The following is an 11472-nucleotide window of genomic DNA, read 5'->3' on the forward strand; positions in this document are numbered from 1 at the left end:
GCGAGTCCGGGCAAGCGAGTCCAAACCCCTCCCAACCCGAATATTCACTCCCTAATCAGCCGACGGGCCCTCGCCGCGCCGGGCGGTGTTGCGGAAGACCGGGCGGTCCGGGGCGTGCGTGGCCAGGATGACCACGTCCGGTCGCAGCACCGAGTACACCTGCTGCCGCAGTTGCTCGGGCGCGAGCACCTCGCCCGCTCCCGGCCGGCCGCCGTGCAGCGCCTCAATCAGGGCACGGGTGAAGGTGCCGATCTGCTCCGGGTCCGGGCTGACCACCGCCCACAGCGGGATGCCCTCGCTGAGCGGCGAGACGGTGCCCTGGAGGTACGGCCAGGCGTTCTGGTCGGCGCTCAGGTCGGCGATGACGAGGGTCTGCCACTCGGCCGGACGGTGGCTCAGCTCGGCGGCGACGGCCTGCCAGGGGAGGCCGTCCTGCTTGGCGTCCCGCAGGGTCAGCTGGAGCTGCCCGCCGCGCTTGTCGGCGACGACGTGGCCGCCCAGGTGGATCAGCAGCGGTCCGGGGTGCCGGGAGGCGGCCCGCAGGTGGGCGAGGACCGTGTGCGGGTCGCCGGCGCCGGGGAGGTGGACGGCGTCCACCGCGTCCGCGGCGAGCAGCACCTGCGGCGAGACGGCGGCGAGCATCGCCGAGAGGACCGGTGCCTGGGTCGGTCCGCCCCGGCCCCAGGTGCGGCGGCCGGAGTTGCCGTACCCGCCCTCGATCACCAGGATCCGCCCGCGCGGCGCGGCACCGAGCCCGCCCGCCCCGACCGCGGCGGCACCCGGTGCCGCGCTCTGGACCGGGAACGGCGGCGGGGTCGCCGCGGACGCGGCCCCGGCGGCGGGCAGTCCGGTGAGGGTCCACCCGGTGGGCGGAACGGGCGGCGGAACCGGCGGCGCGGCCGGGGGCGCGGGCAGCGGTGTGGGCGCCTGCCCGACCGGCTGCACGCCTCCCTGCGCGCCCAACCCGGACGCCGGCCCGGACGCCAACCCGGAAACCGGTGCGACACCCGGTACGGGAGCAGCGGCCGGCACCGGAGCGGGCGCGACCGGGGGCGCCGGCGGCGGCTCGTACAGCGCGGCGGGCCCTGGCGGGTGCTCCTCGGCCGGGAGGCGCGGGGGCGGCGGTACGGCGTCCCAGGGACCCGAGTCCGCTGCCGGGTCGGGACCTCCGGAAACCGCTGTCGTCTCCGCCATCTCCTGGTCACCGCCCCGCCCCGCCGCTCCCGCGGCGTCTGATGCCCTCGCCTGCGTGGTGCCTGCCACCACACTCCGTGCGCGCCACCCTACGAGATCCCGGCTCACCCGTTCCAGGCCGGGTGTCCGATCGGCGCGCCACCCGCCCCTCCCGGCCCGGCTAAGGTGCCGTCATGATCGATCCCGGTCGACCCTTGCTGTTCCTGGACGTGGACGGCCCGCTGATCCCCTTCGGCGACCCGCCTCCGGGCGGCTACCCCACCTTCCGCAGCCCGCACCTCCCGGCCGGGGCGACGCCGGGCGGCAACCCGCTGATCGCCCGCGTGGACCCGGAGTTGGGGCCGCGGCTGCTGAGCCTGCCGGCCCAACCGGTGTGGGCCACCACCTGGCTGGAGGACGCCAACGAGTGCCTCGCACCCTGGCTGGGCCTGCCCCGACTGCCCGTCGTGGACTGGCCGGTGGACGCCCCGGACACCCCGGAGGCCACGGACGAACCGGGCGCCCCGCACGGGCCGGGCGCCCTGCACTGGAAGACCCGTGCGCTGGTCGAATGGGCGGGCGGGAGGCCGTTCGCCTGGGTGGACGACGAGCTCACCGAGGCCGACCGCCGCTGGGTCGCCGCCCACTCCCCCGCCCGCGCCCTGCTCCACCGGGTGGACCCCCGACGCGGGCTCACCGAGGCCGACTTCACCACCCTGGACACCTGGCTGCGGACGGTCTGACCGGCCGCCGGACCCCACCGCCCGAAAGCCGCCCCGACAGCCGCCCGAGCCGCCGTCCGCATCCGTACGGAACTCCCACACGACCGCCACATCCGCCGCCGGCCCGTCAACACGTCGGCCCGGCCGCCCCCGTGGGAGCGACCGGGCCGTCGGCGGTCCGGCTCAGGAGCCCGCGAGCAGGTCCCGCAGCAGGGCGACGGTGTCGGAGTCCAGGTCCCGGCCGGTGCGGCGGCTGAGCGCGTCCAACCGGTTGACCGCGCGCAGGAGTTGGTCCCGGGCGCCGGCCGATGCGTAGGCGTAGAAGAGGTCCCGGTGCAGCAGTTCGACGTCCGGCGCGACGGCGAGCCCGCGGAAGACGGCGGCCTCGGCGCTGCGGTGGTCGCCGTACTGCAGGCGGCGGGCGGCCAGTTCGTGGGCGGTGTCGACGATCGCCGCGATCATGTCCTGCCGCTCGGCCTCGGCCCAGCCGTACGAGGCCGGCGGGGCCTCGGCGAACGGCGCGCCGCGGACCAGGGCCAGGGCGTGGGCGAGCGCCGCGTCGGCGGTGGCACTGGTGCTGCGCATGCCGCGCCGGTAGAGCCCGCGGAACTCGTCCCAGTCGCAGGTGACCGCCGGTGCGAAGGAGTAGCCCTCGGTGCCGTCGGTGGGCAGGAAGGCGCGGCCCTCCGGCGAGGTGCCGAACCAGGCGGCCAGATCGGCGAGTTTGGCCGGCAGCGGGCTCTCGGCGTCGGCCGCGGTGGGGTGCGGGTCGAGGTGCGCCGCGCCGGGGTGCAGGTCGTGGTCGAGCGCGTGGTGGTCGGAGCCCGGCCGCAGCGCCAGGTAGACGGCCAGCTCAGTGAGCCGGGGCAGCGCGCCGGGGGCGGCGGTGCCGAGCACGCCCGCGACGTCCACCGGGCCGAGCAGCCGGATCCGGGGGGCGCTGCGCTGGGCGTGCGCCTCCGGGGAACGGAGGATGGCGAGCAGGTCGTCGCTGTCGCTGCGCCCGGGCGTGGTCCGGGCGACCGGGGCGACGGCGGCCGGTCCGGGCTCGAGACGGGCTCGGGCTCCCGCGCACCGGCGGCGGTCCCAGCGCTCTCAGCGGTCTCCGCGGTCTCGACGGCGTCCGCGGTCCCGACGGTCGCCGCGGCCCCGGCCGGCCCGGTCCCGAGGGCGGCGGCGGGGCCGGGAGCGGCCTCCGGAACGGCCTCGGCCGACGGCGCCGGGCCCTCGACCGCCTTCGGCCCGCTCGGCACCGCGCCGACCGGTTCGTCCCCGACCGGCTCCTCCCCCGCCGGCTCCGCCACGGCGGGCTGCGGCACGACCGGCTGGACGGCGAGCACGACGGTCGCCGTGGACTCCGAGGGGGAGCCCCCCGACCCGTCCGCCTCCTCGCCCTCCGGCAGCCCCGGCCGCCGCAGGTCCCGGGTGGTCTCGTCGGTGGCCGCCTGCCGCCCCTGCCCGTTGACGGCGAACCGCGCCGGACCGGCCGGAACCGGGGCCGGTACGGGGGCCGGCGCCGTGGCCGCGGGCGGCAGGGCGGCGGGAGTCGGAGCGGGCGTCACCGGATCGGTGCCCGCGAACGGGCTGGCCCCGGTGCCGATGACCCGGGCCAGCAGCCGGGGGCCGGCGGCGGAGTCCGAACCCTCCTCCAGCGCACCGGCCGAGGCCCCACCGGCGGAGCCCCCGCCGACCGATCCCCCGCCTGCCGAAGGCTCGACCGCGGCCGAAGCCCCGACGGCGGCCAGCACCGGTACGGCGGCGGGCAGTTCGGTGGTGTCGGGGTCGTCCTCCGGCCCGTCCAGCGTCCAGGCCGGGGCCGGGTGCTGGGTGGTGTCGTCGGCGACCCGGAGCAGCTCGGTGACCTGGTCGTACTGCTGCCCGCTGAGCCGCTGCAGCTCGACCGTGAGGTGCAGGCCCGGGATCGCGGCCTGGCCGGAGGTCGGCAGCGTCCACCGCGCGACCGGGCCGGTGCCGCGCTCGGGGGCGCGGGTGACGACGGCGACGCAGGTGCGCGGCCGGGCGTCGAGCAGGCGCCCGAGCTCAGCCGGGACGTCCCCGCCGGGCTGGTGGGCGCAGAGCACGATCTCGGGCGTCCAGGACTCGTCCGCCTGGCCCCGGCTGCGGGCCTCGCGCGGGCTGGTGGCCTCGGCGGCGACCAGGGTGGCGCGGGCCTTGGCGGTGCGCGGGCCGAGGGCGGCGAGCGCGGCCTCCAGGGTGGGGTGGCGGTGCACGCGTTCGGCGGCCGGGCCGCTGATCGGCACCTCCTCGGCGAGGTCCACCAGGTGCAGGTGGAGCCGGTCGGCGAGCGGGCTGTGGGCCAGTTCGATGGCGAGGGTGCGCAGCACGTCGCGGGCGTCGTCCGGGTGGCCGGACAGGTGGAGCAGCCGGACGGCCTCCAGGTCGGCGAGGACCACCGAGCCGTCCGGCGAGGTCCCGAGGGTGACCAGCGCGGGGTACGGCGCGGCGGTCTTCCGGGACTGGCCGGGGCTGAGCAGGTCGCCGGAGTCTGCGCTGCACCACCACACGTTGGCGGCGTGCGCGGCGCGGAACGGCGCGATCGGGGCGGCCGGGCCGGACAGGTGCAGCTCGACGGTCCGGTCCTGGGTGATCCGGGCGGCGACGATGGCGGGCAGCCGCTTGCCGCCGCGCACGGTGTTGCGGGCCAGGGTGCGCAGGGCGCGGTCCAGCAGCTCCTGTCCGGCCTGGTCCTGCCGGGCCATCAGCTCGTTCTCGAAGGCGGCGGCCTCGGCGCCGGGCATCGCGATGCGGTGCCGGGGGCGGCGGGCGCGCTGCTGGGTGCCTCGCTTGTGGGCGACGGCACCGACCATGACGGCGGCGAGCAGGACGCCGACGGTGGAGGCCGAGAGGGCGACGGTGTAGTCGTCGTCGGCGGTGGCCGAGTCGGCGTGCGCGGCGGGCGCGTGGGCCGGCGCGTGCGTGGGCGCGGGCGCCGGGGCCGACTGCGGCGCGGCCTGCGCAGGGGCGCCCGGCGCCGGCGTCTGCGCCGGAGCCTGATCCGCTGGAGCCGGGGCCGGAGCGGGCGCGGGAGCCGGAGGAGCAGGAGCCGGAGCGGGCGCAGGAGCCTGGTCGGCGGGCGCCGGAGCGGCACCCCCCGCCCCCGGCACGGTGAGCACCATCCCCGGCACCACCACGTCCGGGTCCGTCAGCTGCCCGCCGTCCGGGGCCTGCGCCCCCTTGTTCGCCTCGAACAGCTGCGGCCACTGCTCCCCGTCGCCCAACTCCCGCTGGGCGATGGCCGACAGACTGTCCCCGGCCTGGACGGTGACGGTCCGCTGCCCGCCGGAACCGCCCGGAGCACCCGGAGCACCCGCACCGCCCGCGCCGCCGGGCCCACCGGCCTCCGCCCCGGGCTGCGGAGCGCTCTGCCCCGCATCCCCCTGAGGGGCCGGGACGGGCGCCGGGGCGGGCGAAGGCGCCTTCGCCTCGTCCGGCTTGGCGTCCGCCGGCATCAGCAGCTCCCAGCCGGGCTGGATCGGCCGGTCGGCGTCGAACCGGACGCCCGAATCGCCCATCACCCGCCCGTCGTTGAGCTTGGCGATCTCCACCCAGCGCTCCCCCGAGCCCAGTTGGCGCTCGGCGATGGACCACAGGCTGTCGGCCGGCCGGGCGTCCCGCACCGTGTACGTGGCCTGCTGCTCGGCGGCCGGGGTCAGGGCCGGCGCGGCCTGGGCGGCGGGCAGCGCGGCACGCTGCACGCCCGGCGTCAACTGCGCCTGGACGACCGGACCCTGGGTCAGTTCGGGGACGGCCGCGAAGGCCGAGCCGGCCACCGGCAGCAGCGCGAGCACCGAGCCGACCAGCCCGGCCGCGAGCCGCTGGCTCCAGCCGAAGGCCGGGATGCGGCGGGCGATCCGGCCGCGCAGCTGGGCGGGGATCTCCAGCAGGACGGAGAGCGCGAAGCAGCCCCAGGCCAGCCAGCCGACCACCACCAGCGCCCACAGGAACAGGCTTCCGTCGTCCGGACCGGTGAGCGCCTCGCCCACCCCGCCCGAGGCGACCCCGCCCATTCCGGCGACCGCCTCGGTGCCGTACAGCAGCAGCGCGGGGACGCCGAACAGCAGGGCGAGCAGGGCGACCAGCGCGCCGAGCGCGGTGATCACGGCACGGCCGCGCCCCCGGGGTGGTCGGGGCGCCGGGGCGGCGGGCCTTCGGGCGCCGCCGGCGCGATGGGACGTCCCGGCCCGGCCGGTACGGGCCTGGGCGGTACGGGCCTGGGCGGTACGGGCCTGGTCCTTGGCACGTGGCGCGGCCATCAGTCGGTCTCCGCTTTCTCGACTCCGTGGACGAGGGTCGCACTGCCCTTGCCCGTTACCTTCCGTTCCCCGAGCGCACCCAGCAGGACCGGGCGGTAGTCGGCCTGCACGGTGACGGTGACGACCTTGCCGTCGCCGGAGAACTCGATGTCGCCCGCCCGCAGGCCGTACAGGCCGAGGTAGACGTCGGCGGCGTCCCGGACGTACTTCTCCTGGACCTTGAAGCCCTTGCCCTGCAGGACGGCCGCCCGGTCGAGCTGCTGGCCGCCGACCCGCGCGGCCTCCAGGGCGTAGGCGTCGGTCCGCTCGGCGACCCGCAGCCGGCCGCCGGCGTCGATCACCAGGGCGATGACGAGCACGACGTAGGCCGCGCAGATCGCCACGAAGAGGGCCACCGCACCCCGGTCGGACCGGCGCGCCGACAGCCGTCGCCGCAGACGGCTCACCACTCCCGTCCCCTTCCCCCACATCGCACGCTGCTCTCCCCACCGGCCCCGCCGGGCGCCACTCGGTACCGCCGTGTCATCCCCCGGGCGCTCTCCGCTTGCGTCTCCCCCGCACGAGCCGCCTCCAATCCCCCGTCTTCCCGGTGACGGCACCGCGCCGTCAGGTGCCCCGGTAACGGTCCACCACCGAAGTGAACTCGCCGACGAGGTGCTTCGTCACGGGTACCCCGGACGGTCCGCCGAGCAGATCGGCCAGTTCCACGTCGCAGACCACCGTGACCGTGACGGTCGTGACCGGTCCGCCCGGCAGGTTCAGCTCCCCCCGGCCGACCCGCACGTCCCCGTTCCGGCAGGACACGCCCTGCTGGCGCAGCGTCGCGAGGGCGGACTCCCTGGCCGGCTGGTCCATCCCGTCCACGCTGCGCTGCAGGGAGGCGGTCCGGGCCCCGGCCCGGGCGGCGGCCTCCACGGTGCCGGCCGTGGTCTGCACCCGCCCGGCGGCGACGGCCACCAGGACCAGCCCGACCACCCCGGGCACGACGATGGCCGCCTCGATCGCGATCCCGCCCCGGTCCCGCCGGCGCGGCCGCAACCGGAGCCGCGGCCGAAGCCGCGCCCGCGGCCGGAGCAGCGCCCCCCGGCCCGGCACCCGAGGCGCGCCCCTCACGGCGTCACCACCGGCGGGACGAAGCGCTCGCGCGGCGCCTCGGCGAACTGGGTGATGGCGGGCGCCCTGAGCCCGGGTATCAGCAGCGGCGGCGACAGCTGCACGGTGACCCGGACGGTCTGCGCCGTGCTGCCGTCGGTCCGCACCGTGTACCCGTGCACGCCCTGCCGGTCGAGGAAGTCGCGGGCCTGCCGCTGGGCCGCCTCGTTCTTCTCGCCGTCCGTCGCGCTGCCCTGCACCCGTCCGGCGTCCACGCCCTCGCGGGCGGCGGTGAGCGCGACCTGGCGGTCGTACCACCACAGCGCGGCCTGGACGACGAGCAGCACGAGCAGCAGGACGACCGGGAAGACGATGGCGAGGCTCACGCTCATCGACCCCCGGTCGCCCCTGCGGCGGAGAGCGGGACGCCTCACTTGGTGGCGCCGCCCGCGCCCGCGCCGCCGCCCGGCATGTTCGGGTCCTGCTCCACCTTCTGGACGACCTTGTCCTTCAGCAGGTAGAGCGCGGTCGCCACGGCGCCCGCGACGAAGACCAACGCGATGATGGCGAGGGCGAGTTCGATGCTGATCGCGCCGCGGTCGCCGCGCGCCCGGGCGGCCCGCAGCCGACCGAGCCGCAGGGTGAACAGCAGCAGCGCGAACTGGACCGGTAGCAGGACGGGGCGCAGCACCCGGCCTGTCAGGTGGGCGAGTCGTACGGTCATCGGGGTCTCCCGGGTCTGGCTGTGTGGTGTGGTGGTGATGGTCGTGCCTGCTGCTCCGGACGGGCCGGTGGGGCTCGCGGGGCCGGACGGGTACGGCAAGCGCACGGCGGTCGCGCTCAGTTGAGCATCTGGTGCAGGGCGGGGAAGACGATCAGGACGGTCATCAGCAGCGTCAGCGCGGCCCCGGGCGCGACCATCCGCTCGCTGTCGGCGTTCGCCCGGGCGAGGTCCTCGGCGAGCAGCTCCCCGCGCAGGCCCTTGGCGCGGGCCCGCAGGGTGTCGTAGACGGCGGCGCCGTCGGTGCCGGAGAGCCGCATGATGTCGGCCACGTCCTGGAGCGGGCTGAGCCCCAACTCCTCGGCGAGCGCGTCGAGTCCGGCCCACGGCGGGAGCCGGTCGGTGGCCGCGCGCTCCAGCGCGTCGCGGATCCGCCGGAACACCGCGCCCTGGCCGACCGAGGCGGCCCGGCGCAGCGCCTCGGCCGGGCCGCAGTCGGCGGCCCGCTCCATCGCGACGAGCTCCAGGTAGGCGGCGATGCCGTGCAGGTACTCGGTGCGCGCCTCCTTGGCCTCGCCGCGCACGACGGCGTCCGGGACGAACCAGAGCAGTCCGGCCAGCAGCGGCCCGGCGACCAGCGGCAGCGCGAACGGCAGGCCGACGTCCATCAGCAGCGCCATCGCGCCCAGGTAGGCGGGCAGCACCAGGCCGAGCGCGGCGAACAGCAGCTTGTGCACCATGAACCGGGCCGGGGTGCGGCCGATCAGGGCGAGTTCGCGGCGCGGGACGGAGACCCCGCGCAGGTGGACGGACCGCTCGCCGATCCGGTCGTACCAGCGGGGCCGCTCGTCCGGGTCCTGCTCGCGGTCGGCGGGGGTGGCGTGCAGCCGGTCCAGCGCCTGGCGCAGGTCCGGTGGCGCCGGCCGCAGTTCGGCGACCAGCAGGGCGAGGCCGCCGGCCGCGGCGGCGCCGGCCAGCACGGACCAGGGGGAGATCACCGGACCTCCCCGAGCTGCTCGACGGGCTCCGGCCCGGTCGCGGCGGCGGTGGACCGCCGTCCGCTCCGGCTGCGCCGGTCCGGCGTCAGCAGCCGGGGCACCGGCGGGTGGGAGGCCAGCGCCCGCATCCAGGCGATGATCGCCACGAACAGGGCGGCGACCACGGCGAGCACGACCTGGCCGAGGAAGGTCCCGTACGGCCGGGTGTACTCGGTGTTGAAGGAGCCGACCGTGACGACCAGCACGATGATGCCGACCAGCCAGCGGATGGTGGTCCGGTGCTTGGCCCGGTCGGCCTCGATGGCGCGGCGCTGGCGGACCTCCTCGCGCACCGAGTCGGCCATGTCGGAGAGCGTGCGGGCCAGGCCGGGCCCGCTGTCCCCGGCCCGCAGCACGAGCGCGGCGAGCACCTTGTCGGCGGTGGCGTCGGCGAGGCTGTCGGCGAAGGCGCGCAGCGCCTCCTCGGGCCGCCAGCGGGCCTGCAGCCGGGCGGCCAGCTCGCCGATCTCGTCCTCCAGGGCGGCCGGGGCGGTGCGGCGGCTGGTGACGATGGCCTGGTTGAGGCCGACGCCGAGCAGCAGCACGTCGGCGATCCGCTGGGTCCACTCGGAGAGCGCCTCCAGCCGCTCGATCCGGTGGGTGTCCGGGCGGGTGGTGTCGAACAGCCAGGGCAGGCCGAAGACGGCCAGCGGCACCAGCAGCGCGGTCAGCGGGATGCCGGTGAACAGCCAGGCCAGCGGCGCGCCGGCGAGCGCCAGCGGGAGCTGGACGCGGCGCAGCCGCACCATCCGGTGCGCGGCCGTGCCGGGGGCGCCGTACCAGAACACGTGGACCCGGCCGGCCAGCGGGTTGGCCGGCCGGTCGGTCCCGTCCTCCTCGCCGGGTTCGCTGCCGCGCGCCCAGGCCACCAGGGCGACCAGGCCGCCCGCGACCGCCAGCCCGCACAGGGCGAAGAGCAGCATCACCGCGCGCCACCGCCGATCCGCAGCTGGAGCGGGGTGGTCCAGCTCCCGTACCGGGAGCCGAGCAGCGAGGCGTCGAAGCCGGCCCGGCGCAGGTCGTCCAGGCACTGCGGCGGGGTGTGCGGGACGGCCCGCGGCTCGCCGAGGTCCGGCCGGGGGCCGAAGACGGTGTTCAGCGCGGGCCGGCCGCTCTCCCCGAGGCCGGTGACCTCCAGGACGTGGGAGACGAAGCGGTGCCGGCGGCCGCCGACGGCGGTCTCGTCGACCATGGTGACGTGCACGATGAGGTCCAGGGCGTTGGCGGTGAGCCGGTAGGCGAGTGAATCGGTCATGTGCGAGCCGTACTCCAGGCAGAGTTCGGCGATGCGGTCGACGACCATGTGCGGGCCGCGGGCGTGCAGGGTGCACATCGAGCCGCCCTCGCCGTTGGTCATCACCCGCAGCATCGGGACGACCTCGCCGGAGCGGACCTCCCCGACGATGATCCGGGAGAGCGTCATGCGCAGCGCGGCCGGGATGAGGTCGCCGAGGGTCAACTCCCCGGCCAGGCGCCCCTCGACGCGCTCGCCGTTGCCCTCGCGGGCCTCCATCGGGACGACCTGGCGCAGGTGGCCGAGGGTGTGCAGCCAGAGCTCGAACTCCGACTCCAGGGTGCCGATCCGCTCGTCCGGCGGGATCTCGGCGGCCATCGCGCGCAGCAGACTGGTCTTGCCGACGCCCTGGGTGCCGGTGATCATCACGTTCTTCCGGGCCCGGATCGCGGCGGCCAGGAAGGCGGCCAAGGTGGCGTCCAGGGTGCCGAGTTCGACCATCTCGGGCAGCGTCGCGGAGGCCACCCGGTGGCGCCGGATCGCCACGTAGGGGCGGGGCGTCACCTCGGTGAGGGCCTGGAGGCGCATCCCGCCCTCCAGCCGCAGCGCGAGGGTCGGGCTGGCGGTGGACAGGCTGCGCTCGCCGCCGCCGTGCTGGCGGGCCAGGTCCTGCAGCAGCTCGACGAGTTCGGCGTCGCTGTCGGCCACCGGCGGTACCTGGCGCAGGGGTTGGTGCACCTTGGAGACCCAGACGTCGTCGCAGCCGTTGATCAGGATGTTCTCGATCTCCGGGTCGTCCAGGTAGGGCTGGAGCCGGCCGGCCCGGAACAGCAGGTCGAAGACGGCTTCGGCGAGGGCGCGGTCCTGCTCCCGGGTGGGCGGGATGCCCTGGGTCTGCGCGTAGGCGTCGGACCACCGGGCGACGGCTTCCTCGATCAGCGCCCGGCCGCGCTGGCGGCGGGTGGCGCGGTCCGGCTCGGAGCCGGAGGCGGCCGTCAACCGGGTGATCTGCTGGTGCAGTTCGGCCGCGACCTGGCGCTTGAGCTCGCGGGCGACCTGCGGATCGACGGCGGGCCGGGTGGCGGCGCCGCGCAGGTCCAGCGAGGGCAGCTGGGAGGGCACGGCGGTGGGCAGCGAACTGACCGACAGGACGGTCGCGTTGAGCTTGGTGTCGGACTGGGCGTTCAGGGTGACGGTGGCCGCCTCGCCCTTCTTCAGT

10 protein-coding genes and 1 pseudogene are annotated in these 11472 nt (G+C 76.8%); 1 reads left to right on the plus strand and 10 read right to left on the minus strand.

Going from position 1 to position 11472, the window contains the following annotated elements:
• Positions 1–51: 51 nt before the first annotated feature.
• Positions 52–945 (minus strand): hypothetical protein, encoded by an 894-nt coding sequence (locus ABZW03_RS27705; protein WP_355263787.1) that lies wholly within the window; start codon positions 943–945, stop codon positions 52–54.
• Between the two features lie 422 nt (positions 946–1367).
• Here ABZW03_RS27705 and ABZW03_RS27710 point away from each other — a divergent pair, with 422 nt between their 5' ends.
• Positions 1368–1916 (plus strand): HAD domain-containing protein, encoded by a 549-nt coding sequence (locus ABZW03_RS27710; protein ID WP_355263790.1) that lies wholly within the window; start codon positions 1368–1370, stop codon positions 1914–1916.
• A gap of 162 nt (positions 1917–2078) precedes the next feature.
• On the opposite strand, the gene ABZW03_RS27715 is transcribed toward ABZW03_RS27710, so the two are convergent.
• The 9 genes and pseudogenes from ABZW03_RS27715 to ABZW03_RS27755 form a co-directional block, all read right to left on the minus strand.
• Positions 2079–2480, minus strand: a complete 402-nt coding sequence (locus ABZW03_RS27715; RefSeq protein WP_355263793.1) for a bacterial transcriptional activator domain-containing protein — start codon at positions 2478–2480, stop codon at positions 2079–2081.
• Between the two features lie 2546 nt (positions 2481–5026).
• A pseudogene (locus ABZW03_RS27720) lies at positions 5027–6169 on the minus strand (LysM peptidoglycan-binding domain-containing protein); the annotation flags it as partial.
• Positions 6169–6618, minus strand: coding sequence for a hypothetical protein (locus tag ABZW03_RS27725; protein ID WP_355263796.1), 450 nt, complete (start codon positions 6616–6618; stop codon positions 6169–6171). The pseudogene ABZW03_RS27720 and the gene ABZW03_RS27725, both read right to left, overlap by 1 nt.
• Positions 6619–6775: 157 nt before the next feature.
• Positions 6776–7153 (minus strand): pilus assembly protein, encoded by a 378-nt coding sequence (locus ABZW03_RS27730; protein WP_355263799.1) that lies wholly within the window; start codon positions 7151–7153, stop codon positions 6776–6778.
• A gap of 125 nt (positions 7154–7278) precedes the next feature.
• Positions 7279–7653 carry a TadE/TadG family type IV pilus assembly protein gene (locus ABZW03_RS27735; RefSeq protein ID WP_355263802.1) on the minus strand — a complete coding sequence of 125 codons (375 nt, stop codon included), beginning with the start codon at positions 7651–7653 and terminating at the stop codon, positions 7279–7281.
• A gap of 38 nt (positions 7654–7691) precedes the next feature.
• Positions 7692–7985: a hypothetical protein gene (locus tag ABZW03_RS27740; protein ID WP_355263805.1), complete on the minus strand. Its 294-nt coding sequence runs from the start codon at positions 7983–7985 to the stop codon at positions 7692–7694.
• A 116-nt stretch (positions 7986–8101) separates the two neighbouring features.
• Entirely contained in the window at positions 8102–8980 is an 879-nt protein-coding gene (locus ABZW03_RS27745) for a hypothetical protein (RefSeq protein ID WP_355263808.1), read from the minus strand.
• The gene (locus ABZW03_RS27750; RefSeq protein WP_355263811.1) at positions 8977–9942 is read right to left on the minus strand and encodes a type II secretion system F family protein; all 966 of its coding nucleotides are present in this window, start codon (positions 9940–9942) and stop codon (positions 8977–8979) included. Before ABZW03_RS27750 ends, ABZW03_RS27745 begins: the two co-directional genes overlap by 4 nt.
• Positions 9942–11471: a CpaF/VirB11 family protein gene (locus tag ABZW03_RS27755; protein WP_355263814.1), complete on the minus strand. Its 1530-nt coding sequence runs from the start codon at positions 11469–11471 to the stop codon at positions 9942–9944. The genes ABZW03_RS27750 and ABZW03_RS27755 overlap by 1 nt, the downstream gene beginning before the upstream one ends.
• Position 11472: the final 1 nt, after the last annotated feature.

This window comes from Kitasatospora sp. NPDC004799 (assembly GCF_040609095.1).
In the GTDB taxonomy this organism is placed as follows: Bacteria; Actinomycetota; Actinomycetes; order Streptomycetales; family Streptomycetaceae; genus Kitasatospora.

Bases quoted from the DNA above. Each gene is read 5' to 3' on its own strand.
- ABZW03_RS27710 (WP_355263790.1), top strand. From the start codon at position 1,368: ATGATCGATCCCGGTCGACCCTTGCTGTTCCTGGACGTGGACGGCCCG.
- ABZW03_RS27715 (WP_355263793.1), bottom strand. From the start codon at position 2,480: ATGCGCAGCACCAGTGCCACCGCCGACGCGGCGCTCGCCCACGCCCTG.
- ABZW03_RS27735 (WP_355263802.1), bottom strand. From the start codon at position 7,653: ATGAGCGTGAGCCTCGCCATCGTCTTCCCGGTCGTCCTGCTGCTCGTG.
- ABZW03_RS27740 (WP_355263805.1), bottom strand. From the start codon at position 7,985: ATGACCGTACGACTCGCCCACCTGACAGGCCGGGTGCTGCGCCCCGTC.
- ABZW03_RS27750 (WP_355263811.1), bottom strand. From the start codon at position 9,942: ATGCTGCTCTTCGCCCTGTGCGGGCTGGCGGTCGCGGGCGGCCTGGTC.